The 24,925-nt window shown below is 74.6% G+C and carries 20 protein-coding genes; 8 read left to right on the forward strand and 12 right to left on the reverse strand.

All coding sequences use genetic code 11. From position 1 onward, the window contains the following. Positions 1-2 precede the first annotated feature (2 nt). The 3 genes from C3486_RS22680 to C3486_RS22690 all read left to right on the forward strand — a co-directional run bounded on the left by C3486_RS22680 (position 3) and on the right by C3486_RS22690 (position 6,040). The gene (locus C3486_RS22680; RefSeq protein ID WP_103834596.1) at positions 3-2,381 is read left to right on the forward strand and encodes an MFS transporter; all 2,379 of its coding nucleotides are present in this window, start codon (positions 3-5) and stop codon (positions 2,379-2,381) included. A 351-nt stretch (positions 2,382-2,732) separates the two neighbouring features. Next, entirely contained in the window at positions 2,733-5,240 is a 2,508-nt protein-coding gene (locus C3486_RS22685; protein WP_103834597.1) for a SpoIIE family protein phosphatase, read from the forward strand. A 74-nt stretch (positions 5,241-5,314) separates the two neighbouring features. Beyond that, positions 5,315-6,040 (forward strand): class I SAM-dependent methyltransferase, encoded by a 726-nt coding sequence (locus tag C3486_RS22690; RefSeq protein ID WP_103834598.1) that lies wholly within the window; start codon positions 5,315-5,317, stop codon positions 6,038-6,040. Positions 6,041-6,083: 43 nt separating this feature from the next. Here C3486_RS22690 and C3486_RS22695 read toward each other — a convergent pair whose 3' ends face one another. The 9 genes from C3486_RS22695 to mftA form a co-directional block, all read right to left on the reverse strand. Then, a complete protein-coding gene (locus tag C3486_RS22695; RefSeq protein WP_103834599.1) occupies positions 6,084-6,644 on the reverse strand; it encodes an adenylate kinase in 561 nt (186 codons plus the stop codon). A 41-nt stretch (positions 6,645-6,685) separates the two neighbouring features. Next, a complete protein-coding gene (gene acs, locus C3486_RS22700) occupies positions 6,686-8,617 on the reverse strand; it encodes an acetate--CoA ligase (protein ID WP_103834600.1) in 1,932 nt (643 codons plus the stop codon). A 61-nt stretch (positions 8,618-8,678) separates the two neighbouring features. After that, positions 8,679-10,217: a mycofactocin biosynthesis glycosyltransferase MftF gene (gene mftF, locus C3486_RS22705; RefSeq protein WP_103834601.1), complete on the reverse strand. Its 1,539-nt coding sequence runs from the start codon at positions 10,215-10,217 to the stop codon at positions 8,679-8,681. Beyond that, positions 10,214-11,005, reverse strand: coding sequence for a mycofactocin-coupled SDR family oxidoreductase (locus tag C3486_RS22710; protein ID WP_103834602.1), 792 nt, complete (start codon positions 11,003-11,005; stop codon positions 10,214-10,216). The genes mftF and C3486_RS22710 overlap by 4 nt, the downstream gene beginning before the upstream one ends. Beyond that, a complete protein-coding gene (gene mftE / locus C3486_RS22715) occupies positions 11,002-11,766 on the reverse strand; it encodes a mycofactocin biosynthesis peptidyl-dipeptidase MftE (RefSeq protein ID WP_103834603.1) in 765 nt (254 codons plus the stop codon). The genes C3486_RS22710 and mftE overlap by 4 nt, the downstream gene beginning before the upstream one ends. 1 nt (position 11,767) lies before the next feature. Beyond that, positions 11,768-12,940: a pre-mycofactocin synthase MftD gene (mftD, locus tag C3486_RS22720; RefSeq protein ID WP_103834604.1), complete on the reverse strand. Its 1,173-nt coding sequence runs from the start codon at positions 12,938-12,940 to the stop codon at positions 11,768-11,770. Between the two features lie 49 nt (positions 12,941-12,989). Beyond that, positions 12,990-14,234: a mycofactocin radical SAM maturase gene (gene mftC, locus C3486_RS22725; protein WP_103834605.1), complete on the reverse strand. Its 1,245-nt coding sequence runs from the start codon at positions 14,232-14,234 to the stop codon at positions 12,990-12,992. A gap of 31 nt (positions 14,235-14,265) precedes the next feature. After that, positions 14,266-14,532: a mycofactocin biosynthesis chaperone MftB gene (gene mftB, locus C3486_RS22730; RefSeq protein ID WP_103834606.1), complete on the reverse strand. Its 267-nt coding sequence runs from the start codon at positions 14,530-14,532 to the stop codon at positions 14,266-14,268. Positions 14,533-14,540: 8 nt separating this feature from the next. Beyond that, a complete protein-coding gene (mftA, locus tag C3486_RS22735) occupies positions 14,541-14,666 on the reverse strand; it encodes a mycofactocin precursor MftA (protein ID WP_103834607.1) in 126 nt (41 codons plus the stop codon). A gap of 307 nt (positions 14,667-14,973) precedes the next feature. Between mftA and mdo the strand changes: the two genes are divergently transcribed. From mdo to mftM, 4 genes are all read left to right on the forward strand, one after another. Further along, complete coding sequence (gene mdo / locus C3486_RS22740; protein ID WP_103834608.1) at positions 14,974-16,266, forward strand: NDMA-dependent methanol dehydrogenase; 1,293 nt, start codon at positions 14,974-14,976, stop codon at positions 16,264-16,266. A 67-nt stretch (positions 16,267-16,333) separates the two neighbouring features. After that, a complete protein-coding gene (locus C3486_RS22745; protein WP_103834609.1) occupies positions 16,334-17,521 on the forward strand; it encodes a MoxR family ATPase in 1,188 nt (395 codons plus the stop codon). Positions 17,522-17,533: 12 nt separating this feature from the next. Further along, on the forward strand, positions 17,534-19,072 hold the full coding sequence (locus C3486_RS22750) for a VWA domain-containing protein (RefSeq protein ID WP_103834610.1): 1,539 nt from the start codon (positions 17,534-17,536) through the stop codon (positions 19,070-19,072). After that, complete coding sequence (mftM, locus tag C3486_RS22755; protein WP_103834611.1) at positions 19,069-19,995, forward strand: mycofactocin oligosaccharide methyltransferase MftM; 927 nt, start codon at positions 19,069-19,071, stop codon at positions 19,993-19,995. The genes C3486_RS22750 and mftM overlap by 4 nt, the downstream gene beginning before the upstream one ends. Positions 19,996-20,036: 41 nt before the next feature. On the opposite strand, the gene C3486_RS22760 is transcribed toward mftM, so the two are convergent. The 3 genes from C3486_RS22760 to C3486_RS22770 are packed head-to-tail and all read right to left on the reverse strand — an operon-like array spanning position 20,037 to position 23,308. Continuing rightward, positions 20,037-20,729: a response regulator transcription factor gene (locus C3486_RS22760; RefSeq protein WP_103834612.1), complete on the reverse strand. Its 693-nt coding sequence runs from the start codon at positions 20,727-20,729 to the stop codon at positions 20,037-20,039. Next, positions 20,719-22,098 (reverse strand): sensor histidine kinase, encoded by a 1,380-nt coding sequence (locus C3486_RS22765; RefSeq protein WP_103834613.1) that lies wholly within the window; start codon positions 22,096-22,098, stop codon positions 20,719-20,721. The genes C3486_RS22760 and C3486_RS22765 overlap by 11 nt, the downstream gene beginning before the upstream one ends. A gap of 10 nt (positions 22,099-22,108) precedes the next feature. Beyond that, positions 22,109-23,308, reverse strand: a complete 1,200-nt coding sequence (locus tag C3486_RS22770) for an iron-containing alcohol dehydrogenase (RefSeq protein ID WP_103834614.1) — start codon at positions 23,306-23,308, stop codon at positions 22,109-22,111. A gap of 232 nt (positions 23,309-23,540) precedes the next feature. Here C3486_RS22770 and C3486_RS22775 point away from each other — a divergent pair, with 232 nt between their 5' ends. Beyond that, complete coding sequence (locus C3486_RS22775; protein WP_103834615.1) at positions 23,541-24,842, forward strand: helix-turn-helix domain-containing protein; 1,302 nt, start codon at positions 23,541-23,543, stop codon at positions 24,840-24,842. Positions 24,843-24,925: the final 83 nt, after the last annotated feature.

Genomic DNA, 24,925 nt, shown 5'->3' on the forward strand with positions numbered 1-24,925 from the left:
ACGTGGGCGGGACCACCCTGGCGGAGCCGGACGAGCGCTCGGGACCACCGGCGTCCGACGACGCGACGACGGCGACGGGGGAGGCGGAACGGCTCGCCGGGCACGCCCCCGCCGAGGACGAACGGCCCGGACCCCGCCGCGTCCGTCTGGCGGCCGCCCTCGGCCTGGCCCCGGCGCTGCTGCTCGCGGCGCTGGGCCAGACCGCCGTGGTCACCCCGCTCCCGGCGATCGCCGGCGCGCTGCACGGCACCGGCCGGGCGGCCTGGGCCGTCCCTGCGTACCTCCTCGCCTCGGCCGTCGCGCTGCCGCTGTACGGCCGGCTCGGCGACCGCCTCGGCCGCAAGCCCGCCCTGCTCCTCGCCCTCCTGGTCTTCGTGGCCGGGTCCGCGCTCGCCGCCCGTGCGCACACGATGGACGCGCTGCTCGCCGGCCGCGCGCTCCAGGGGCTCGGCGCCGGCGGCATCCTGGGCGGCGCGCACGCGCTGGCCACGGAGACCGCGCAGCCCCGCGCACGAGTGCGCGCCACGGTCCTCACGGGTGTCACCCACGGCCTCGGTACCCTGGCCGGCCCGCTGTTCGGCGCCCTCGTCACCGCACACGCCTCCTGGCGCTGGTGCTTCGCCGCGAACGTGCCCGTCGGGCTGTTCGCCTTCCTCGTGGTGGCCGTGGCCCTGAAGGCGCCGCGGTCCGCCCGGCGGCCGGGCACCGACCCGGTGGGCGTCCTGCTGCTCGCCGCCTCCTTCGTGTGCGTGGTCCTGCTCGCCTCCTGGGCCGGTACGGAGTACGCCTGGGACTCGCGCGTCGTCCTCGGGCTCGGCTGCGGCGCGCTCGGCAGTGCCCTGCTCTTCGTGGCCGTCGAACACGCCGTCGCCGAACCGATCCTGCCGCCCCGCCTCCTCCGCGACCGGACCTTCCTGGCCGCCGGCGTCGTCGGCGGCGCGGCCGGCGCGGCGCTCTTCGGGGCCGCCCGCTGCCTCCCGCTCTTCCTCCAGGGGCCCGGCGGCACCTCCGCCACGGAGGCCGGCCTGCTGCTGCTCCCGATGGCGGGCGGCTTCGTCCTGGCCGCAGCGGTCACCGGCCGCCTCACCGCCCGCACCGGGCACCACAAGCTGTTCCCCGTACTGGGCTGCGCCCTGGCCGCCGAGGGCATGTGGCTGCTGTCGCATCTCCAGGAGGACACCGCACGCGCCACGTTCGCGCTCGGGGCGGGCATCCTCGGCCTCGGCCTGGGCTTCGTCCTGCCGGTCCTCCCCGTCGCCGCGCGGCACGCCGTACGCCCCGACGACGGCCCCACCCCCCTCGCCACCGGCCTCTGCGCCCGGCAGCTCGGCGGCGCACTCGGCGCGGCGGCGCTCGGGGCCGTGCTCGCCGCCCGGGCAGCGCCGCTGCACGCCGCCGATCCGGCTGTCCTCGGCGACGCCGTGCCCGGCCTCCTCCGCCACTTCGTGCCCGTGCTCGTCCTCGGGCTCCTGCTCGCCTGCTTCCTCAAGGAGAACCCCCTGGTGTCCCACGCTGCCCACTCCCCGCACGGCCCGCTGACCGCGTCCGACGGCGGCGGCGCCGAGGCCGTCGCGACCGTCCCCGCCGCCCGCACCGCGCCGGCGCCGGCCCCGTACACCCAGGCCGGCGTGCCGGTCTGCGGCACCGTGCAGCACCACGACGGCAGCGTCGTGCCGCGCGCCGCGCTCACCCTCATCGACGTCACCGGCCGGCAGATCGGGCGCGGCGCGACCGGCGAGGACGGGCGGTACGCGCTGAGCACCCCGGGCACCGGCGCTTACGTACTGATCGCGGCGGCCGGCGGCCACCAGCCGCAGGCCGTCACCGTCACGGTCGGGGACCGGCCGGTCGACCTCGACGTGGTCCTGGGCGGCGCCGGACGGCTCGCGGGCACGGTCACCACGGCCGACGGCACGCCGGTGCGCGACGCCATGGTGACGCTGACGGACGTACGCGGCGAGGTCGTGGCGACGACGCGCAGCGGACGCGAGGGCGGCTACGTCATCAACGAGCTGGTGGCGGGGGAGTACACGCTCGCCTCCAGCGCCCCCGCCTTCCGCCCCGCTGCCCTGCCGGTGACCGTCCAGGCGTCCCGTGAGACCCGCCAGGACGTCGAGCTGGCGGGCGGCGCCGTGCTGCGCGGCACCGTACGGGCCGGCGGCGGGCGTCCCGTGGAGGACGCCCGGGTCACGCTCCTGGACGCGGGCGGCAACGTCGTGGACACCGCGACGACGGGCCCCGACGGCCTCTTCCGCTTCGTCGACATGGCCGCCGGCGAGTACACCGTCGTCGCGTCCGGGTATCCGCCGGTCGCCACCGTCCTCCAGGTCGCGGGCGGCGGCCGCACGGAGCGCGATCTCCAGCTGGGGCACGAGGACTGACGCCGTGTCACCGGGCGGCGCGGCCGTCCGCCGTCGCGGAACGCCCCGCTCCGGAGCGTCCGTGCGCAGTCGGCGCACACTCGGCGGAAATATGCACCTTCATGCGTACGCGGCCTCCGCGCGGCGCGCGTTTCCGCTACGGTCCCGTGCCCGTGGGCGACCGTCGTCCACGGGACCGGCGGGAGGTGTGCGCGGAGTGGGACAGGCGTGTGTGCCGCGGAGTAACACGAGGCAGGACGGCTGCGGAGCCGCGTACCGCACTTCCCCGAATGCGCCCCGTCCGGCAGCCCGTGGCCGTACCGTGGTAGCGGGACGCAGATCATGCGGACGCGTACGAAGGAGCAACCGCCCATGGAGCGTGGCCCGTCGCACGGCGACGACATGGTGAGCCCGGCACCCGGGGTGCCGGCGCCGCGGGACCCCGAGCCCGGCCGTATCCCGCTGGCCGTCGTCGTGGTCGACGCGCGCGGTCTGGTGTCCCACTGGAGCCGGGGCGCACGCCGGCTCTTCGGCCCCTCGCGCGAGGAAGCCGTGGGCGCGCCCGCCGTGGAGCTGATGCCCGTCTCCGGCGCGCTGGGCTCCGACGAGTGGCGCGGCCCGGAAGGCACGGAGGAGCTGGACGACGCCGAGGGCCCGGACGGTTCCGGGCTGGAGTCCGCGCTCGGCGGCGAGACGTCCTACCCGCGGGCCGGGCGGGCCCGGATGGCCGATCCGGAGCGCGGCCGGGTCGACATACTGTGGTGGGCGTACCCCCTCGTCGGGCCGGGCGCCGAGCGGCTGCTCGTGCTGGCGGCCGACGCGGGCCGGCTGCACGGCGAGGACGAAGGGGAGGACGGCCGGGAGCGGTACGCACCGGGCTTCGCGCTGCACACCGACTTCCCCGGCTCCCAGGAGCTGGCCCGCCGGCTGCCCGAGATCCTGCCGAACATGAGCCCGCAGGAGAGCGCCAGGATCGTTTCCCAGGTGCTCGAACTGGGCTACCCCGTCCTGGAGATCAGCCAGCAGGAGCGTTTCCCGGTCACCCCGGACTGGGGCGTGCCCCGGCGCGTGGAGCGGCGGGCGCGGCTGCTGCGCGCCACCGCGGAGACGGCCGCCGACCCGCAGGCAGCGGCGGCGGCAGCGGCGGCCGCCGCCGAGCTGGAGTCCGACCTCGAATACGCGGCGGTCCGCGAGCGCCTGGAGTTCCTGAACGAGGTCAGCGGGCGCATCGGCTCCTCGCTCGACCTGGCCCGCACCATCCAGGAGGTCAGCGAGGCGGTCGTGCCCCGCTTCACCGACGTCGCGGGCACCTACCTGCGCGAGCAGGTCATCGCGGGCGAGGGCTTCCCCGACGGGCCGCCGGACGAGACGACCATGTGGCACCGCGTCGCCGTGGAGCACAACGACGAGCCGGGCCGCTGGGACGACGTGGTGCCGGTCGGCGAATCGATGCCGTTCCCCGCGCACACGCCGTTCTTCCAGTGCATGACCAGCGGCGAGCCCGTCCTGATCCCGCGGATCAGCGAGGAGATGGGCAACGCCATCGCGGCGCAGTTCGAGAAGCGCGACATCAGCCCGCTGATCAACCTGCGCTCCATGCTGCTCCTGCCCCTCAAGGCGCGGAACGTCGTCCTCGGCTTCATGATCCTGCTGCGCCACCCGGAGCGCGCCGAGTTCAACGACATGGACCGGGTGACAGGCGCCGAACTGGCCGCGCGTGCCGGGCTGGTGCTGGACAACGCCCGTATGTACACGTACCAGGAGAACGTCGCGGAGACGCTGCAGGACAGCATGCTCCCGCACATCGAGCCCCGGATGGCGGGCTGCGACACCGCCACCCGCTACCTCCCGGGCACCCGCCTCGGCCGGGTCGGCGGCGACTGGTTCGACACGATCAAGCTGCCCGGCTCCCGTACGGCGCTGGTGGTCGGCGACGTCATGGGACACGGACTGAACTCGGCCGCGATGATGGGCCAGTTGCGGACGGCCGTGCAGACCATGGCCGCCATCGACATGGCGCCGGCCCAGCTGCTGCGCGGTCTGGACGACCTCGCCCAGCGCCTCGGCGACAACTACCTCGCGACGTGTCTGTACGTGGTCTACGACCCGATCGAGTCCCGGCTGACCATCGCCAATGCCGGGCACATCCCGCCGGTCGTGGTGCGCGCGGCGGACGGCCGCAGCGAGCTGCTGGACCTGCCGACGGGCGCGCCGATCGGCGTCGGCGGGGTGCCCTTCGAGGCCGTGACCGTGCCGGTCGAGCCCGGTGACCGGCTCGTGCTGTGCACGGACGGACTGGTGGAGGTGCGCGGCGAGGACATCGGCGTGGGGCTGGCGGCGCTCGCCGAGTCCGCGGCGCACCCGGCGGCTTCCATGGACGAGGCCTGCGACACGATCATCCGTGCACTGAACACCAGGGGCGGCCGCAAGGACGACGTGGCGCTGCTGATGGCCCGGCTGAACGGCATCCCGCGCTCGGACGTGGCCGAGTGGCGGCTGCCCATCGCGGCGCGCGAGGTGTCCCGGGCCCGCCGGCTGGTCCGCTCCCAGCTGCGCAGCTGGGACCTGGAGGCCGCGGCCGACACGGCCGAGCTGCTGGTCAGTGAGGTGATGACCAACGCGGTACGGCATGCGCACACCCAGCGCGTCGTCCTGCGCCTGGTGCGTACGGACGCGCTGCTGTGCGAGGTGTCCGATGACGACCACAGCCTGCCCCAGCTGCTGAACGTCCGTGACGAGGACGAGTACGGGCGCGGTCTGCGGGTGGTGAGCCGGCTGGCGCGCGAGTGGGGCACGAGCCGGACGGCGACGGGCAAGACGGTGTGGTTCGAGCAGTCGCTGCCGCCGGTGCGACGCGGATCACGTTCGAACATCAGGTGAAAGACCGGCTATCACTCTTGAAAGGAGCGTTACCACTCTTGCGGCCTGCCGTGACCCGGCAGTAGCAATTGGCCATGAGCGCATCGAGCCAGGGATCAACGGCATGGGAAGGCTTCTGGCGCGATGCGCCGGCGGGCGAGGGCGAGGTCTTCTGGGACGCGAGACCCGAGCAGGCGGTCGCGCTCCATCTCCCGCTCTTCGAGGAGCACTTCGATCCCGCACTGCCCGTGATCGACCTTGGCTGCGGTAACGGCACTCAGACCCGCTTTCTGGCCGAACGGTATCCACGTGTGATCGGCGTTGACGTCTCGGCGTCCGCAATTGACCGGGCCCGGCGTGAGGACCCCGCCGGGGTGGCCGAATACCGACAGCTGGACGCCACCGACACCGGCCGGGCGGCCGCACTGCACACGGACGTCGGCGACGCCAACGTCTACATGCGCGGCGTACTGCACCAGTGCGCCCCCGAGGACCGGCCGCGCATCGTCGCCACCATCGCCCGCCTCCTCGGCACGCGCGGCCGGCTCTTCCTCGTCGAGCCGTCCGAGGAGGCCAAGGCCGTCCTCATGTCCCTGGTACAGCGCCCGGAGGGCCCGCCGCCCAAGGTGCGCGCGATCTTCTCGCACGGCATCGCGCCCGCCGAGATGCCCGACGGCTCCATACCGGACCTGCTGGCCGCCCACGGCCTGGAGACGGCCGGCTCCGGCCGCCTCCCGCTGATCACCACCCAGACCCGCCCCGACGGCTCCGTCGTCGAGGTCCCCACCAACTGGCTGGTGGCCAGGGCCCGGGAGGTCTGAGACGGGTACGCGTGAGGCGGGTACGCGGGCGGCCGGCACGGGCTCAGGCACGGCCCACCGCGGTGGCGACGGCGTCCCGCACCCGCCCGGCGATCTCCGCCACCGTGCCGACCGCGTCGACCGTGACGAGCAGGTCGGCGTACGTGTCCAGCAGCGGCGCGGTCTGCCTGCGGTACACCCGCAGCCGGTTGCGGATGACGTCCTCGGTGTCGTCGGGACGGCCGCGGCCCAGCAGCCGGTCCACCACGACCTCCTCGGGCACGGCGAATTCCAGTACGGCGGTCAGCCCGGTGCCGTCCGCCGCGAGCAGGTCAGCGAGCACGCCGGCCTGCCGGACGGTGCGCGGATAGCCGTCGAGCAGGAAGCCGTCGCGGGCGTCGGGCTCGGCCAGCCGGCCGCGCACCATGTCGTCGGTCAGCTCGTCGGGGACGAGCTCACCGGCGTCGAGGTACGCGCGGGCGGCCCGGCCCAGCCGGGTGCCGTCCGCGAGGTGCGCCCGGAACAGGTCGCCGGTGGACAGGTGCGGCACGCCGAGCTCTTCGCCGAGCAGGGCCGCCTGGGTGCCTTTGCCCGCGCCGGGCGGGCCGATGAGCACGAAACGCATGGGTGAGGGTGCCTTCCGGGAGTGTCGGGGGAGGGGGCACGTCAGCCGTCGGCGAGGCCCTGCTGGATCGCGGCCATGACGGAGGCGTCGGCCAGCGTGGTGACGTCCCCGATCTCGCGCTTGTCCGCGACGTCCCGCAGCAGCCGCCGCATGATCTTGCCCGAGCGGGTCTTCGGCAGCTCGGGGACGACCATGATCTGCCGGGGCTTGGCGATCGGCCCGATCTCCGCGGCCACGTGCGCGCGCAGCGGGCCCACCACGTCCGTACCGGCGTCCCGAGCGCTGCCGCGCAGGACGACGAACGCGACGATGGCCTGCCCGGTCGTGGCGTCCGTCGCGCCGACCACCGCGGCCTCGGCCACGCTCGGATGCGCGACCAGCGCCGATTCGACCTCGGCGGTGGAGATCCGGTGCCCGGAGACGTTCATGACGTCGTCCACCCGGCCCAGCAGCCAGATGTCGCCGTCCTCGTCGTAGCGCGCGCCGTCACCGGCGAAGTAGTGGCCCTGGCGCGCAAATCGCGACCAGTACGTCTCCCGGAACCGCTTCTCGTCGCCCCAGATGCCGCGCAGCATCGCGGGCCACGGCTGGTCCAGTACGAGGTAGCCGCTCTCGCCGCGGCCGACCGGCACGCCCTGATCGTCGACGACCTTCGCCGAGACGCCGGGCAGCGGGGCCTGGGCCGAGCCGGGCTTGGGCGGCTTCGTGCCGGCCTCCGTCGGCAGCGGGGAGAGCATGACGGCGCCGGTCTCGGTCTGCCACCAGGTGTCCACGACGGGCGTCCGGCCGGCGCCGAGGTGCTCGCGGTACCACCGCCACGCCTCCGGGTTGATCGGCTCGCCGACGCTGCCGAGGACGCGCAGCGTGGACAGGTCGTACCGGGCCGGCAGGTCCTCGCCCCACTTCATGAAGGAGCGGATCAGGGTGGGCGCGGTGTAGTAGAGCGAGACGCCGTACTTCTGGATGATCTCGAAGTGCCGTCCCTCGTGCGGGGTGTTGGGTGTGCCCTCGTACAGCACGGAGGTCGCGCGGTTGGCCAGCGGCCCGTACACGATGTAGGTGTGCCCGGTGATCCAGCCGATGTCGGCGGTGCACCAGTAGACGTCGTCGCCGGGGCGGTGGTCGAAGACGGTGCGGTGGGTGTACGCGGCCTGGGTGAGATAGCCGCCGGAGGTGTGCAGGATGCCCTTGGGGCTGCCGGTCGTGCCCGAGGTGTAGAGGATGAACAGCGGGTGTTCGGCGTCGAACGCCTCCGCTTCGTGCTCCTCGGACTGCGCGTCCACCAGCTCGTGCCACCACAGGTCGCGCCCCTCGGTCCACGCCACCTCGCTGCCGGTGCGCCGGACGACGAGGACGTGCTCGACGGTCGGGGTGTGCGCGGTGGCCTCGTCCGTCCCGTCCTTCATCGGTACGGCGGTGCCCCTGCGGTACTGCCCGTCGGCCGTGATCAGCAGCTTCGCCCCGGCGTCCGTGATGCGTGAGCGCAGCGCTGACGGCGAGAACCCGCCGAACACCACGCTGTGCGGCAGCCCGAGCCGGGCGCAGGCCAGCATCGCGAAGACCGCCTCGGGGATCATCGGCAGCTGGATCGCCACCCGGTCGCCGGCCGTCAGGCCCAGCGACAGCAGGGCGTTGGCGGTGCGGCACACCTCGCGCTTGAGGTCGGCGTAGGTGATCGTGCGGGTGTCGCCGGGCTCGCCCTCCCAGTGGAAGGCGACCTGGTCGCCGTGGCCGTCCGCGACATGGCGGTCGACGCAGTTGTACGCGACGTTCAGCCGGCCGCCGGAGAACCACTGCGCGAACGGTGCGTCGGACCAGTCCAGCACCTCGGCCCAGGGCCGTTCCCAGTGCAGCAGCCGGGCCTGGCCGGCCCAGAAGGCGGTCAGGGCCGGGTCGGGCTGGGCGAGCGGAGCACCGGCGGGACCGGACCCCGCGGTGGTGGCGGGCAGTTCGGCGGACGGCGGAACGGACATCGGGGAGCCTCCGGGCGGGCGTCGGACAGAGAGGGGGCGCTCAGGCGAGCGGGGGGTGTGCTCAATGTGGCGCGGGGAGGTTGGCGGAAGGTTGGTGAGCGGGGCGCGGGGTCCGCGGGCGCGGGGTCGCGGCGGCAGGCCGGACCGGCGTTGCGGTCCGTACGATCCGCGGCAGCAGCGGGCCCGCCGTCCGGCGGCGCAGCGCACCGTGCCACACGCCCCAGCCGTACGCGAGGTCGTCCAGGCGGCGGACGGCCGTGTGCGTCAGCGGGCCGAGGCCGGAGGCGGCGCGCCGGTGGTCGAGCAGGCCCTCGGCGAGCGCGGCGGCGAGCAGCAGCCGGCGGGCCCGGCGGCTCGCGGCGCCGGCCGCCAGCGCCAGCGGCCAGTGGTGCCGGGTCGCGCAGCGCAGCAACTGCTCGGCGGTGCCGCGCAGTCCGGCGAGCGTGAGCAGCGCGGCAGCCCGTACCGGGGTGTCCGCGTCCGGCATCCGGCGGGCCAGCCGTACCGCGGTCACCCCGGCCAGCGTGACGGCGGCGGCGGCCGGCAGCGGGCGCCCGCGCAGCAGCAGCGCGCAGGCCGCCACCGACCAGGGCGCGGCGTGCAGGGGCGGCACCTGTCCGGGGTGCCGCAGGGCCAGTTCGGCGGCGCCGGTGCCGTATCCGGCACGCTGGCCGAGCCAGTCGCGCAGTCCGGTGCGGTGGTGGTGGCCCACGGTGGCTCCGGGCACGTACCGCAGCCGCCAGCCCGCCTCGTACAGCCGCATGCACAGGTCCACGTCCTCGGCCACGCGGAGCCGGGGATCGAAGCCGGCGCCGAGCGCGGCCCGCCGGACGACGAGCGTCGCGCTCGGCACGTACGCGAGCGCCGACAGTGGCACGACGGGCCCTTCCCGCGGGCCCATGTCCAGCGGCGAGCGGACCGCCTCGTAGCGGTCCAGCACGCCGCGCCGGCCCGCAGGGGCGGGCGCGGCGACGATCCGGGGCGCGGCGAGCGCCACCGCGGGGTCGGCGAACTGGGCCAGCAGGGGCGCCAGCCAGCCCGGCCGGGGCGCCACGTCGGAGTCGAGGAACGCGACGTACGGGGTGGCCGCGTGCCGCAGCCCGGTGTTGCGCGCGGCGGCGGGGCCGAGGTTGCGGGGATGCCGGAGCAGGGTGGCGCCGTGCCGGGCCGCCGCCCGCGCCAGCGCAGCCGGATCGCGCGAGCCGTCGTCGACGACCAGCACCGGCAGCTCCGCGGTCTTCGGGTCGTCCCGCAGCCGGGCGAGCAAGCCCTCCACCAGGTCTGCCCGGTCCCGGGCGGGCACGACGACGGTGGTACGGACGCCACCGTCTCCCGGAGCCACGGGGGGCCGCGGATGCACCGCGCCGATGTCCAGCAGCCGCCGGGCGAGCGCCGCCGAGGTCCGGCCGGTCACCGTGAACCGGCCGCCGTCGAGCAGCCGCGCGGCCGTCGGCCCGAGCCGGAGCAGCCGGGGCAGCGCGCCGCCGAGCAGCAGCCGCCCGTCGCGCGACCGGTGCGCGTCGGCGGCGAGTTCGACGGTGAAGCCGACGGGCAGCCGGGTGTCCCACGGGCCGGGCAGGGGCATGGGCGTGCCGCTCATCCGGTGAACCCGCCGTCCGCGTGCAGCACGGACCCGGTGACCGCGCCGGCCTCGCGGGCGCAGGCCCACGCGACGACGATGGCCACTTCCTCCGGCGCCAGCACCCGCCCGACCAGCTGGCTCCTGGCGAGTTCGGCGGTGTCACCGAGGCCGTAGAGGGCGGCGGTGGCGCGCAGCATGGCGGTGTCGGTGGAGCCGGGGGAGACCGCGACCGCGTTGACCCCGGTGTCCCGCAGGTCGCAGGCGAGGCCGCGGACCAGGCCCAGTACGGCGTGCTTGGCAGCGCAGTAGCCGCCCAGTCCCCACAGTCCGCGGTGCGCGGCCGCCGAGGCGAGCGCGACGAACCTGCCGTGCCGCGGCTCCGGCCTGCGGAGCAGCGCGGGCACGGCGGCGCGCGCCAGGTTCAGTACGCCGGTGACGTCCACGTCGAAGAGCGTGCGCCAGTCCGCTTCGGGCTGTTCCCAGACCGGGCCGCCTCCCAGGATCACCGCGGCGGCCGCCACCGCGGCGTCCAGCCCGCCGAACTCCCGCTCGGCCAGGGCCACGGCGCGGTGCAGCGCTCCGGTGTCGCGCACATCGGCCCGTACGGTGCGGACGTCCGTGAACTCGGCTTCCAACGCGGCCAGTTGATCCGGCGCTGCCAGGGCGTAGGGGACGCCGGGGTCGTCCGCGCAGGCGTCGACGGCGACCACCGCCCAGCCCTCGCCCGCCAGCCGGCGGACGACCGCGGCGCCGATGCCCCGCGCCGCTCCGGTGACCACGGCCACCCGCTGCTCTGGCCCGCTCATCGCGCCGCCTCCGGCACCGCCGCGCCCAGCCGGCCGTCCTCGCCCACCCGCCAGCCGGCGGCGTCGGCGGCCAGCCGCCCGGCCATCCCGGCGAGCAGCCGTTCGCCCTCCGCCGCGTGCGCGCCGGCCGGGTCGCCGAGGACGCCCGACGGGCTGACCGTACGGACGGAACTCGCCCTCAGCCGCGGCAGCAGCCGCTCGATCGGGTCGGTGCAGCCGGCGGCCGCACGGCCCGTACGCACCGCCTCCGGGCGCAGCCGCAGCATCATCGACGTCTCGGCGCGCCCGGCGTGCGCGTCGGAGCCCGGCGGCACGCACGGCCACCAGGCGGCGTCCCGGCCCTCGTACCGCAGCAGCGCCACCGCGCGGGACAGCGCCTCGACGTTGCCGCCGTGGCCGTTCACCACCAGCAGCCGCCTCGCCCAGCGCAGCAGCGAGCGCCCCAGCTCCACGACGAGCAGTTCCAGCGCGGCCTGCCCGAGGGAGACCGTGCCGGGGAAGCCTTCGTGCTCGCCGCTCGCGCCGTACGGCTGCACCGGCGCGAGCACGACGCCGGCCGGGTCCGGCGGGCCGTCCGCCGCCGCGAGCCGCGCGGCGGCCCGTGCGGCGACGGCGCCCGCCACCGCGGCGTCGGTGTCCAGCGGCAGGTGCGGGCCGTGCTGCTCGCAGGAGCCCAGGGGGAGGAGGACCAGCGGCCCGCGGTCCGTGAGGTCCGGCCAGGCCAGGTCGGCGAGGTGCGTCGGCGCGTGCTCGGCCGGCATCTCAGACCGCGCCCAGGGTGCGGGTGAAGCCGGGCGGGACCACCACGTCGTCGCGGGTCAGCTCGTGGACGGAGGCGCGGCCGAGGCCCAGCAGCGCCGAGTCGATGCCGCCGCGCAGGATGTCGAGCACGTTCTCCACCCCCGCCTGGCCGTTCGCGGCCAGGCCCCACAGGTAGGCGCGGCCGATCATCACGGCCCTCGCGCCGAGCGCCAGCGCCTTGACCACGTCGCCGCCCCGCCGGACACCGCTGTCCAGCAGTACCTCGACCTGGTCGCCCACCGCGTCCGCGATGGCCGGCAGCACGCGGATGGGGGCCGGGGTGCCGTCGAGGTTGTTGCCGCCGTGGTTGGTCACGGAGATCGCGCTGACCCCGGCGTCCACCGCGCGCCGCGCGTCGTCCACCCGGCAGATGCCCTTGAGGAGGAACGGCCCGTCCCACTGCGCGCGCAGCCAGCGCACGTCCTCCCAGGAGGGCGGCGGGGTCTGCATCCACTCGCCGTACGCGCCGAAGAACGTGGGTGCTTCCTGCCCCGGCTCGGTGAGGTTGGGCGTCGTCAGGTCGGGCAGGCTGCGGGATTTGACGAAGTCGCGCAGCCAGCGCGGGCGTGCCAGCGCCTCCGGCGCGAACCGCGCCATGGCCTTGAGGTCCAGCCGCTCGGGGATCTTCGGGCTGCCCCAGTCCCGGCCGTGCGAGAAGGACCAGTCGAGCGTGACGATCAGCGCCTTGGCCCCGGCCTCGCGGGCGTGGTCCATCCGCCGGAGCATGGCGTCCCGGGTGCCCATCCAGTACATCTGGAAGAACGTCTGCGGGTTGGCCGCGACGACGTCCCGCAGCGGCTTGCCGGCGAAGGAGCTGAGTCCCATCGCCGTGCCGCGGGCCGCGGCCGCGCGGGCCACGGCCACCTCGCCGTCGGGGTGCACCGCCTGCACCCCGGTAGGGGAGATGACCACCGGCAGGGCTATCTGCTGGCCCAGGACCGTGGTCGTCATCTCCCGCTTGGCCGACAGCCCGGCGACGTGCGGCGCGAACCCGAGCTGCGCGAAGGCCGCGGTGTTGTCGTCGTAGGAGACGCCCTTCTCGGAACCGGCCAGCAGGGCGCTGTAGACGGACTTCGGCAGCCGCTTCCGGGCCCTGCGCTGCGCCTCCGTCACGGTCTCGAACCAACCGCTCATGATCTTCCTCTCTCGTCGTCTCTGTCCGGTCGCGGGGCGTGGTGACGGCTCACCGCGGGTCCAGGCCGGCCAGCGGGCTCTCGTCGCAGAAGCGGTCCGGCCGGGCGACCCGCAGCGCGGGCATGCCCAGGGACACGGGGCGCGGCGCCGGGCTCGTACGGTGCGAGTGGTCCTTGCCCTGCGGCGGCAGGGCCTGCCGGTCGACGGCGGCCAGCGCGGCGGCGCCGTGGCCTTTGACGCACTCCGGGTCCGGGCCGTCCAGCGGCAGCCCGGTGAAGAACTTCGCGGCCATGCAGCCGCCCTGGCAGACGTCGAACGCCGAGCAGGACGTGCACGCGCCGGCCGCCTGCTCGCCGCGCAGCCGCGCGAACAGCTCCGAGTCGCGCCACACCGCGTCGAAGCCGCCGGGCGCGCGGACGTTCCCCGCCTTGAAGGCGTCATGGATGGCGAACGGGCAGGCGTACACGTCACCCACCGGATCGATCAGGCAGACCACCCGGCCCGCGCCGCACAGGTTCAGGCCTGGGATCGGCGTCGATCCGAGCGCGTTGAGGTGGAAGAAGGAGTCGCCGGTCAGCACCTTCTCGCCGTTGGCGACCAGCCAGTGGTACAGCTCGCGCTGCTGCGCGTCCGTGGGGTGCAGCTCGTCCCACACGTCGGCGCCGCGGCCCGAGGGGCGCAGCCGGGTGAGCCGCAGCTGGGCGCCGTACCGGTCGGCGAGCGCGGCGAAGTCGTCGAGCTGCGCGGTGTTCTGACGCGTCATCACCACGGAGATCTTGAAATCGGCGAAGCCGGCGGCCGCCAGGTTCTCCATCGCGCGCACCGCCATGTCGTACGAACCGGGCCCGCGCACCGCGTCGTTGACCTCGCGCGTCGCACCGTCCAGGGAGATCTGCACGTCGACGTAGTCGGTGGCGGCCAGCCGCTCGGCGCGCTCCTTCGTCAGCCGCAGCCCGTTGGTGGAGAACTTCACGCCCACCTGGTGCGCGATCGCGTAGTCCAGCAGTTCCCAGAAGTCCGGGCGTACGGTCGGCTCGCCGCCGCCGACGTTGACGTAGAACACCTGCATCCGCTGCAGCTCCCGGATCACCGACTTGATCTCGTCGGTGGTCAGCTCCATCGGGTCCCGCCGGCCCGAGGAGGACAGGCAGTGGGCGCAGGACAGGTTGCACGCGTAGGTCCACTCCCAGGTCAGGCAGATCGGGGCGTGCAGGCCGCCCTTGAACTGCTCGACCAGGGCCGGGACCGGCCCGTCGTGCGGGGTGTCGTGCGGGGCTTCGCAGAGGGTGGTCATCACCGGACTCCTCTTCCGCTTCTCGTCCGCATCACAGCGGGATGATCATGTCGGCGGCGGCCAGCGAGGCGAGGGCACGCAGGAAGGCGGTGCGCCGCGCCCGGGGCACGCGGGACAGCGCCTCGGTCACGCTGGGGTGCCGGTCGAGCCCGGTGACGAGCTCGACGAGTTCGGGTGCCTTCAGGAAGGACAGCCGCCGGTTGCCGAAGTGGTACGCCAGCGCCCCGAACGGCTCGGGGCGCAGCGCGACACTCGGGTTCAGCCGGTAGGGCCGTCCGGCGTCGAACGGGGAGTGCACGGCGGGGCCTAGTAGACGCCGCACATGCCGTCGATGGAGACCTCCTCGACGAGCACTTCTTCGACGATGCCGTCCTCCGGCGCGGCGGACTCGGCGGCGGTGACGGGCTCGGTGGTACGGGCGTCCTCGTGCATGACAGGTCCTCTCGGAACGGTTCGGAAGGTTCGGAAGGGTTCGGAACAGGGGAGCCGGAGGGCCGGCGGGGGCCCGGTAGCCGGGCCGGCGGGCTCCTGGAACGACGCTAGGTCCGCGGCCCGTCCCGGCTCGCCGTGCCTTCGGCCGCCGTCGCCCCCTCCGTTCGGACGGGGCCCGCGCCCTGCGTCCGTGCCGTACGGCTCACCGGTCGGCCGGGATCGCCCCCGCACCGCTTCCACGGCGGGAAGCGGGCCGCCTACGTTCGGCCCGTCCGAGCTCCCCACCGCGGAGAGGAAACGTGTCCCCATGCAGGTCGACGAACTTCTCAAGCCGTTCCCGATCAAGGAGTTCCACCCGTTCCCCCGGGCGCTGCTGGGCCCCGGCGCCCATGAGCTGATCGGTCCCGAGGCGAAGAAGCTGGGCTTCCGGCGCGTGCTGGTGATGACCACGGGGCTGCGCGGCAGCGACACCGTGCACAAGATCGTGGAGTCGATGAAGTACCACGGCCTGGAGGTCGTGGTGTACGACCAGGTCGAGTCCAACCCCAAGGACTACAACGTCATGGACGCCGTGGCGCTGTACCAGCAGAACACGTGCGACTCCTTCGTCTCGATCGGCGGCGGCTCCTCGCACGACGCCTGCAAGGGCGCGCGGATCTCGGTGGCCCACGACGGCCGCAGCGTCAACGAGTTCGAGGGCTTCAACAAGTCCGAGAACCCCAAGAACCCGCCGCACATCGCGGTCTCCACCACCGCCGGCACCGGCTCGGAGACCTCCTGGGCGTACGTCATCACCGACACCACGACCGACCCGGAGAACCCGCACAAGTACGTGGCGTTCGACGACGCCTCCGTCGCCACCCTCGCGATCGACGACCCGACGCTGTACTACGACTGCCCGCTGGACTACACCGCCCAGTGCGGCTTCGACGTCCTCGCGCACGCCTCCGAGCCGTACGTCTCCCGGCTGGACTTCCAGCCCTCGCTGGGCAACGCGCTGCACGCCATCAAGCTGACCGCGAAGAGCCTGCGGCAGGCGGTCTGGAACGGCCAGGACCTGGCCGGGCGCGAGGGGATGATGTACGCGCAGTACATCGCGGCGCAGGCCTTCAACTCCGGCGGCCTGGGCATCATCCACTCCATCTCGCACGCCGTCAGCGCCTTCTACGACACCCACCACGGGCTCAACAACGCCATCGCGCTGCCCCGGGTGTGGGCGTTCAACATGCCGGCGCACTACGAGCGGTTCGCCGACATCGCCGAGGCGATGGGCGTGGACACGCACGGCATGACCAAGGTGCAGGCCGCCGAGGCGGCGCTGGCGGCCGGGATCCGGCTGCTGCGCGACGTCGGCATCCCCGAGCGGTTCGTGGACGTCAAGCAGGACACGTACTCCAAGAACCGGCTGGGCCAGGGGCCCACCGCGTACTACGAGAAGGCGTCCGTGATCAGCGGGGACGCCGCCGACGTGGACCGCATCACCCGGCACGTCCTCGGCGACGCCTGCACCCCGGGCAACGCCAAGGAGTGCACCTTCGACACCGTCCGCCCGGTCGTCGAGCACTGCATGACCGGCGACCTGGACGACCTGCTCAGCTGACCACAGCCGCGTCGGGCGGGGCCGGCCGCACGCCGGTCCCGCCCGCCCCCGGACGGACGGAGGAGCCGTGCCCGCAACACCCGCCACCACCGACGCCACTGAACGCACCGCCAACGACGACACCACCGACGCCACCGCCCCCGCCTTCGCCTCGGTCGAGGAGGTGACCGAGCGGTTCGCCGCGCACGGCTACCTCGCCGACCGCCGGCTGGCCACGACGGTCTTCCTGCTCGCCCGGCTGGACAAGCCGGTGCTGCTGGAGGGCCCGGCCGGCGTCGGCAAGACCGAGCTGGCCAAGACCCTCGCCGCGGCCACCGGCCGCCGCCTGCTCCGCCTGCAGTGCTACGAGGGCCAGGACGAGAGCAAGGCGCTGTACGAGTGGGACTACGGCAAGCAGCTGCTCTACACCCAGATGCTGCGCGACAAGATCGGCGACATCACCGCCGACGCGCCCGACCTGGCGAGCGCGGTGCGGCGCATCGGCGGCCAGGACAGCGTCTTCTTCTCCGACCGCTTCCTCGCCCCGCGCCCGCTGCTGGACGCCATCCGCGGCGAACAGCCCGCCGTGCTGCTGATCGACGAGGTGGACCGCGCGGACGAGGCGCTGGAGGCGGTGCTGCTGGAGTGCCTGGCGGAGTTCCAGGTCTCGGTCCCGGAGATCGGTACGTACACCGCGAAGGTCCCGCCGTACGTCGTGCTCACCTCCAACAACACCCGCGACCTGTCCGCCGCGCTCAAGCGCCGCTGCCTGCACCTCTTCCTGGACTACCCGGAAGCGGACCGGGAGCTGGCCATCCTGCGGTCCAAGGAGACCGGGCTGCCGGAGGCCGCGGTGCGCCGGCTGGTGGACGTGGTGCGCGGGCTGCGCGAGCTGGACCTGCGCAAGAGCCCCAGCATCTCCGAGACCGTCGACTGGGCCCGCACCCTCGCCGTGCTGGGCGTCGAGGAGCTGGACGCCGAGGTGCTCGCCGAGACCGCGAACGTGGTCCTGAAGTACGAGCGCGACATGGACCGGGCGCTGGAGGTGCTGCCCCGCCTCGTCGACCCGAACGCGGAGCTGCCCGCACCGCACGGCCACCACCACGGGCACGGGCACCAGCACGGCCACGACCACGGGCACCACCACGATGCGCCCGGCAGCGGCAATGACAGCGGCAGCCGCGGCCCGGCCCCCGCGGGCCCCGCGCCCGCGCCCGCCACCGGGTCCGGCCAGGGCGCCCGCGCGTTCTCCGCGCTCACCCGCCGCAAGGCATGAGGGGGCGGTGACGTGGAGAGCGCCCTGCACCGGTTCGTACGCATCCTCCGCCTGTTCGGCCTGCGGGTGTCGGTGTCGGAGGCGGTGGACGCGATGCGCTGCGCGGCCCAGCCCGGCGTGCTGGCCGACCGGGAGACGCTGCGCGAGGCGCTGCGGCTGTCGCTGGTGAAGGACCGGCGGGACGACCCGGTGTTCGACGAGCTGTTCACCGCGTTCTTCTCGCTGCGCCCGGTGGCCGGCCGGGACGACGGGCACGGCCACACCCATGAGCACGACGACCTCACCGACACCGGCGCGCTGGAATCCTTCACCGTCTCCGAGGAGCCCTCGCCCACCCCCGAGCAGGGCCACAGCCACGGCAAGCCGGCCGACATCCGGGACTACTTCGACCAGCGGGACCTGGCCGAGCAGTACAACCTCCACCAGGAGGCCAACAAGATCGACCTGGCGTCGATGACCGACGAGATCGTGCTGTCCCAGGACGGCGCGGGCGCCGGCGGGGACGACGTGCCCTCCGTGCAGCTGGAGACCGAGCGGCTGCACGGCGCCGGCGTCCCCGGCGAGCTGGCCGCCGCGACCGGCCACCGCATCGACACCGAACTGTCCGTGGCCCAGCAGGACGCCCTCCTCGGGTGGCTCGCCGGCGGCGAGGACGCCGACGAGCTGGACCGGGAGGCGCTGGACGCGCTGCGCCGCCGCCTCGCCGGCACCCTCGACAACCTCCCCGAACTCCTCAAACGCCACCTGGACCGGCTCGCCGAACTGGAGACGGCCGCGGTGGAGAAGCGGATCGCCGAACGGGCCCGTGCCGAGCGCGTCGACGAGGACGAACGGGCCGGTCTGGAGGAGGCGCTGCACCGGGTGGCGCGCTCCCTGACCGGCGCGCTCACCAGCCGCAAGCGCAACACCCCGCGCGGCCGGGTGCACCCGGGCCGCACGATGCGCCGCAACATGCGGTACGACGGCGTGCCGTTCCGCCCGGTCACCGTCACCCGCGCCGAGGACAAGCCCCGGCTCGTCGTCCTCACCGACGTATCGCTCTCCGTGCGGTCCACCGCGCGCTTCACCCTGCACCTGGTGCACGGCCTGCAGTCGCTCTTCGCGCAGGTGCGCACGTTCGCCTTCGTCGACGAACCGACCGAGATCACCGAGCTGTTCGCCGAGCACCCGCTGGAGCGCGCGCTCGGCCTGGTCTTCGACGGCCTGCCGGCCGGCGGCCTGCTCGACACCGACGCCAACTCCGACTACGGCCGCGCCTTCGACGCGCTGCTGCACGACCACGGCGGCGCCTTCAACCGCCGTACCACCTTCCTCGTCCTCGGCGACGGCCGCGGCAACGGCAACGACCCCGGCACCGGCGCCTTCGCCGAGCTGGCCCGCCGCGTCCGCCGCACCCTCTGGCTCACCCCCGAGCCCCGCTACTCCTGGGGCCTGGGCGCGTGCGACCTGCCGCGGTACGCCGAGTACTGCGACCGCGTCCACGTCGTCGGCGACCTCGCCGGGCTGCGGCGCACGGCGGACCGGATCTCGGCGGAGGTGACCGGCCGGTGACCGCGTCCGACCGGCTGCGGCTCGCCGCCACCGCCATCGACCCGCTCGCCCCGCACCGGCCGGGGCACTACGCCGACCACCTGGTCAGCGTGGTCCGCGAGGGCACGTACGCGGACAGCAGTGCCCCGGACCCGCCGGTCGTGCGGACCGCGCACTTCTGCCTGCGCCGCCGTGCCCACCGGATCGAGGTGGCCCACCGCATCACCCCGGCGGTGCTCGACAACGACCTGGCCGGGCTGCTCGCGGAGGAGCTGTTCGCGCCCGGCTGGCTGTCCGGCCCGGACGTCTTCGAGCGGGTGTTCACCGGCGTGGTGCGCTCCTGCGTGGACGGCCCGGTCCCCGCCTGGGTCCGCTTCTACGACAACACGCTGACCCGCATCCGCGCCTGCTGGCGGGGCCCGTCGCCCGCCGGCCACTCCTCGATCGCCGGGTTCGCGCCGGTCTACCGCCGTACCCTGGACCTGGTGCGGCGCGGCACCGTCCTGGACCTCGGCGCCTGCTTCGGCTTCCTCGCGCTGCTGCTGGCCCGCGAGCCGGACCGCACCGTCCTCGCCTCCGACGTGTCACCCGGCACGATGCGGCTGCTCGAAGCGGTCGCCGACGCCCGCGGCACGTCCCTGAAGACGCTCACCTGCGACGCGGCCCGGGTACCGCTCCCGGACCGCTCCGTGGACACCGTCACCGCCATCCACCTGCTGGAACACCTCGACGCACGGCACGGTGCCGCGGTGGTCACCGAGGCCCTCCGGCTGGCCCGGCGCCGGGTGGTGGTCGCGGTGCCGTACGAGGACGAGCCGACCGCGGCGTACGGGCACGTCCGCTGCTTCGACCGGGGCCGGCTGACCGCGCTCGGCCGCGCCGCCGGGCGCCCCTTCACGGTCACCGACTTCCACGGCGGCTGGCTGGTGCTCGACGCGGAGTGAGGCACCGGACCGGGCGTGCCCCGCCCGGTCCGGACGGCCCGTCAGATCACGCCCATCTTGCTCGCCTCGTACACCGCCTCGGCCCGGCTGGCCGCGTCCAGCTTCCGCATGATGTTGCGGACGTGGAACTTCACCGTGGTCTCGGAGATGTAGAGCCGGCCGCCGATGTCACGGTTGCTCAGGCCCTTGGCGAGCAGTTCCAGCACGCGCAGTTCGCGCTCGGTGAAGACCGGCCGGTCGGCCGGCGGCCGCAGCGAGCGCACCATCGCGGCCGCCGAACGGGAGTCGAAGGCGCTCTCGTTGCGTGCCACGGCCCGGATGGAGCGCAGCAGTTCGGTGGTGTCCACGTCCTTGACCACGTAGCCGCGTGCGCCGTGCTGGATGGCGCCCACGACCAGCGCGTCGTCGAGGAAGGTGGTCAGCACGAGGACCGCGAGCCCTGGATGGCGTTCGGTGAGCCGCGCGCACAGCTCCAGGCCCTCCGCGTCGGCGCCGGTGGACAGCTTCAGGTCCAGCAGCACGATGTCGGGCCGGGCGCGCCCGACGACCGCGGTGGCCTCCGCCGCCGTACTGGCCTCCCCGACGATCTCCAGGTCCGGTTCCCGCTCCAGGATGGACCGCAGCCCCTGCCGGACGATCGCGTGGTCGTCGACGAGGACGACCCGCACCCGGGCGGTGGTCTCCGGCGCGCCGGACGCGCCCTGTCCCGTGGTGGTCGAAGCCTCAGTGGTCATCGGAAGCCTCCGGATCGGTGGGGACCGGCAGCGGGATCTCCACCCGCAGCTGGATGCCGCCCAGCCGCGCCCGCCGGATGGACAGGGAGCCGCCCAGCTCCTCGGCCCTGGCCAGCATGTTGGCCAGCCCGCGGTGGCGGCCCGACAGATCGGCGGCGCGGCACAGCCGCAGCGCCCGCCGCAGCTGCGCCGGCTCGCCCGTACCGTCGTCGGACACGCTCAGCACGACCGTGTCCGGGCGGTACGCCAGGCGGACGACGGCCCGGCCGGCGCCGCCGTGCGCCCCCGCGTTGAACAGCGCCTCGCCCGCCAGCCGCAGCAGCGACTGCTCGGCACGCGGCGGCAGCGGCACGGGACTGCCCGCGACCCGTACTCGTACCTCCAGGTCGGACTGGAGGTGCACCGAGGACAGGCGTTCCAGCATGACCGGGAGCGGGCCGGGCGGTTCGTCGGCGGTGTGGTGCAGCGCGTAGATGGCGGCCCGCAGCCGCTCAACGGCCTGCCGGTTGAGGTCCTTGGCGGCCGCGAGCCGGCCGGCGATCTCCGCGACGGGGTCGCCCATGGCCGCCAGTTCGGCCCGGCACACCTCCATCGTCATGCCCGCGCTGAGCACGTACTGCGTGACGCTGTCGTGCAGTTCGCGCGCGATGCGGTGCCGCTCGTCGTCCAGCGCCTGCCGCTGCATCGCCTCGACCAGCCGGGCCTGCGTCTCGGCCAGCTCGGCGCTGCGTGCCGCGAGGTCCCTGGCCTGCCGCGCCGCCGCCTCGGAGAGCTGTTCGGTACGGCCGCGCAGCCGGGTCGCCGAGTGGAAGAGGTAGGAGTTGTGCAGCGCGACGGCCGCCTGGTTCGCCAGCACGCGCAGGATCGCCAGGTCGGTGTCGGCGACCTCCAGGCCGCTGCCGGGCTGCGCCGCGATCCCGCCCACCGGCTCGTCGTCCAGCGTCATCGGCGCCCGCACCCAGCCGTCGCCGCCGTCCGCCGACTCCGCCTCCCACGGCCGGGTCCGCAGTACCGTCAAGTGGGCGCGCACATCGGCCGGGAGCCGCGTCTCGTCGTCGATCAGCACGTCGTCGGCGAGCAGCAGGAAGCGGGGGCGGGCCGCGCGCAGCGCGCCGTCCGCCACCGCCAGCAGCAGCCGGCGCGCCCGCAGGTGCTCGGCCGCCGCCCGCACCACCGCCTCGACCAGCGCGCGCGGTCCCTCGGCCGAGCGGACCAGCGCGCGCGAGATCCCGTCCAGCGCCTCCACGGCCCGCTCCAGGCGCTCGGTGGAGCGCACGTACGCCGGGTAGAAGGACCGCTTGCCCGAGCGCAGCCCGGTGAGCGCGCCCAGATCCGTGCCGGCCACCGGTCCCTGCCCCGCGGCGTTCATCGGGCCCGCCTCACAGCGCCGCCCGGAACAGCGCTTCGATGTCCTGCGCCCCGGCGTCCCGCGGGTTGGTGGCCAGGCACGCGTCCTTGAGCGTGGTGCGGGCCAGCCGGGGCAGGTCGGTCTCCGCGACGCCGAGGCTGGCCAGGCCCTTCGGCACGCCCACGTCGTCCGCGAGCGTCCTGACCCGTTCGGCCAGCGCCAGCGCGGCCTCCTCCGGCGGTACGCCGTCGGTGGGCAGCCCGGCGGCCGCAGCGAGCGCGACGAAACGGTCCGGCCGGACCGCCGCGTTGAAGCGGATCACGTGCGGCAGCAGTACCCCGTTGACCACGCCGTGCGGCGCGTCCAGCAGGCCGCCGACCTGGTGGCTCATGGCGTGCGTCGCGCCCAGGATGGCGTTGGTGAAGGCCATGCCCGCCTCCAGCGAGCCCTGTGCCATCGCCAGCCGCGGGCTGACCTCCTTGGGCCGCGTCTGCGTGCCGCGCAGATGGCCGGTGATCAGCTCCACCGCGTGCAGCGCGAGGTTGTCGGTGAGCGGGTTGTGGGCCCGCGAGACGAACGACTCGATGGCGTGCGTGAGGGCGTCCAGCCCGGTCGCGGCGTTCAGCCAGTCCGGCATGGTGGTCAGCAGCCGCGGGTCGATCAGCGAGATCTCCGGTACCAGCGTCCGGCTGATGATCGTGATCTTGACCTGCTCCGCGGTGTCGGTGATCACCGCGAACTGCGAGACGTCCGCGCCCGTACCGGACGTGGACGGCACCATCACGGTCGGCGGGATCGGCAGCCCCACCAGGTCGACGCCCTCGAAGTCCAGGATGCGGCCGCCGTTGCTGGCCAGGATCGCCACGCCCTTCGCCGCGTCGATGCACGACCCGCCGCCGAGCGCGATGATCACGTCGCTGCCGCTCTCCGCGTACCGCTGGAAACCGGCCTCCACCTCGTGGTCCTTCGGGTTCGGCGTCAGCTCGTGCCAGACCACGGGGCGCAGCCCCACCTGCCGCAGATGGCCGACCGCCTCGTCCACCCAGCCCGCTTCGATCAGGCCCGGATCGGTGACGAGGAACGGGCGGCGGCCGCCGACGCGCAGCGCGCAGTGGCCCAGCTCCGCCAGCGAGCCCGGCCCGAACACCACTTCGGGTGCGTGGAACTTGGCCAGTTGCGCGGGGGCCGCTTGCGTACCGCCGGCCCGCACGGCGCCGTCCGACAGCGGCATGCACCCTCCTGAAATGGGGGTCTGTGCTCCGTGCGCGGAGCGCAGTATTTTTACGGTTCACCGATCAATAACACCCCTGTCACATGCGCACAACGCTACGGGCGGCGGGGGTGGGCGCAATACCGTCCTCCGGGACGGGGACGACCTGTCCGTCCGGACAGGTGCGATCCGCGGGTTTCCGGGGGACGATTATTGGTTGACCCTGCTGGAGACGACAAGGTTCGGGACGTCCATGTCATCAGTGCGGAGTGACCTCCGGCAGCGCAGAGCCGCGCTGGAGAGCGAATGGGCCCGCTGGGTGCCGGAGCTGCGCGCGGCCCGGCGGGTGCCGGCCGGTGCGGCGCCGTTGCGCCGGGAGGTGGCCGACTCCTGGGTCCGCTCGCTGGGGAGCGTGGACCCCGGTGCCGTCAGCGCCCCGGTGACGGACGGCGGCGAGGTGCGCCCCCGGTGGGCCGACTCGCCGCTGCGGCGCCCGGTCATCGACCTCGCCGACGAGCTGAACAGCATCGCCGACGACGCCGGGTTCGTCGCCGGCGTCACCGACGAGTCCGGCACCCTCCTGTGGACCTGCGGCGGCCGCGTCATGCGGCGGCGCGCCGAGCGGGTCAACTTCGCGCCCGGCGGCCGCTGGGACGAGCAGGCCATGGGCACCAACGCGCTCTCCCTCGCGCTGCGCACCGGCCGGCCCAACGCCGTCTTCTCCGCCGAGCACCTGGTCGCGGCCCTGCACGGCTGGGCCTGCTACTGCGCCCCGATCCACGCGCCCGACGGCCGCATCCTCGGCGTACTGGACCTCTCCACCACCTGGGACCGCTCGCACCCGCTCGCCATGTCCACCGTCCGCACCCTGGTCTCCACCATCGAGACCCGGCTCCGCGCCGACCTCGGCGACCGGCGGCGGAACGGTACGGCGTCCGCTACCGGTACAGGAACGGCGGGCGGCAGCGGTACCGGGACGGCGACCGGCACGCCCGGCGTCCGGCTGACCTGCCTGGGGGCCGAGGAGGCCGTCCGGGGCGGCGCCCGGCTGCGGCTGCGCCCCCGCCAGCTGGAGATCCTGACGCTGCTGGCGCTGGAGCCGGAGGGGTACGCGCCCGAGCGGCTGCGGGACGCGCTGTACGGCGAACGCCCGGTGACCGCCTCCACCTTCAAGGCGGAGGTCTCCCACCTGCGGCGCGCCCTCGGCGGCGGGGTCGCGACCCGCAGGTACGCGCTGACCACCCCGGTCGACTGCGACGCCGTCGCGGTGCTGCGGGCGCTGGCGGCGGGGGACACGGACGGCGCGCTCGCCCGCTACAAGGGCCCGCTGCTGCCGCACTCCGAGGCGCCGGGCATCGTGGCCTGGCGGGAGCACCTGGAGGTCGCGGTCCGCGAGGCCGTCCTCGCCAGCCGCGTCCCGGAACACGCGCTCGGCTACGGGGCGCGCGCCCCGCACGACGCCGAGGTCCATGAACACGCGCTGCGCGTCCTGCCGCCCGGCGACCCCCGCCGCGCCCTCGCGGCGGGCCGGCTGAGCACCGCGCTGCGCGACTGAAGGACCGCCGTACGCGGGCCCGGCCGGCCACGGGAGGTGACGCCAACCTTTCGCCAACCTCACGGGGTGAGGGTGTGCCGCAC

It is taken from the genome of Streptomyces sp. Ru73 (genome assembly GCF_002920575.1).
Lineage (GTDB): Bacteria > Actinomycetota > Actinomycetes > Streptomycetales > Streptomycetaceae > Streptomyces.

Excerpts from the sequence above, each read along its gene's own strand:
- C3486_RS22685 (WP_103834597.1), top strand. The coding sequence starts at position 2,733 with ATGGAGCGTGGCCCGTCGCACGGCGACGACATGGTGAGCCCGGCACCC.
- C3486_RS22690 (WP_103834598.1), top strand. The coding sequence starts at position 5,315 with ATGAGCGCATCGAGCCAGGGATCAACGGCATGGGAAGGCTTCTGGCGC.
- C3486_RS22695 (WP_103834599.1), bottom strand. The coding sequence starts at position 6,644 with ATGCGTTTCGTGCTCATCGGCCCGCCCGGCGCGGGCAAAGGCACCCAG.
- acs (WP_103834600.1), bottom strand. The coding sequence starts at position 8,617 with ATGTCCGTTCCGCCGTCCGCCGAACTGCCCGCCACCACCGCGGGGTCC.
- mftF (WP_103834601.1), bottom strand. The coding sequence starts at position 10,217 with ATGAGCGGCACGCCCATGCCCCTGCCCGGCCCGTGGGACACCCGGCTG.
- C3486_RS22710 (WP_103834602.1), bottom strand. The coding sequence starts at position 11,005 with ATGAGCGGGCCAGAGCAGCGGGTGGCCGTGGTCACCGGAGCGGCGCGG.
- mftE (WP_103834603.1), bottom strand. The coding sequence starts at position 11,766 with ATGCCGGCCGAGCACGCGCCGACGCACCTCGCCGACCTGGCCTGGCCG.
- mftD (WP_103834604.1), bottom strand. The coding sequence starts at position 12,940 with ATGAGCGGTTGGTTCGAGACCGTGACGGAGGCGCAGCGCAGGGCCCGG.
- mftC (WP_103834605.1), bottom strand. The coding sequence starts at position 14,234 with ATGACCACCCTCTGCGAAGCCCCGCACGACACCCCGCACGACGGGCCG.
- mftA (WP_103834607.1), bottom strand. The coding sequence starts at position 14,666 with ATGCACGAGGACGCCCGTACCACCGAGCCCGTCACCGCCGCCGAGTCC.
- mdo (WP_103834608.1), top strand. The coding sequence starts at position 14,974 with ATGCAGGTCGACGAACTTCTCAAGCCGTTCCCGATCAAGGAGTTCCAC.
- C3486_RS22760 (WP_103834612.1), bottom strand. The coding sequence starts at position 20,729 with ATGACCACTGAGGCTTCGACCACCACGGGACAGGGCGCGTCCGGCGCG.
- C3486_RS22765 (WP_103834613.1), bottom strand. The coding sequence starts at position 22,098 with ATGAACGCCGCGGGGCAGGGACCGGTGGCCGGCACGGATCTGGGCGCG.
- C3486_RS22770 (WP_103834614.1), bottom strand. The coding sequence starts at position 23,308 with ATGCCGCTGTCGGACGGCGCCGTGCGGGCCGGCGGTACGCAAGCGGCC.
- C3486_RS22775 (WP_103834615.1), top strand. The coding sequence starts at position 23,541 with ATGTCATCAGTGCGGAGTGACCTCCGGCAGCGCAGAGCCGCGCTGGAG.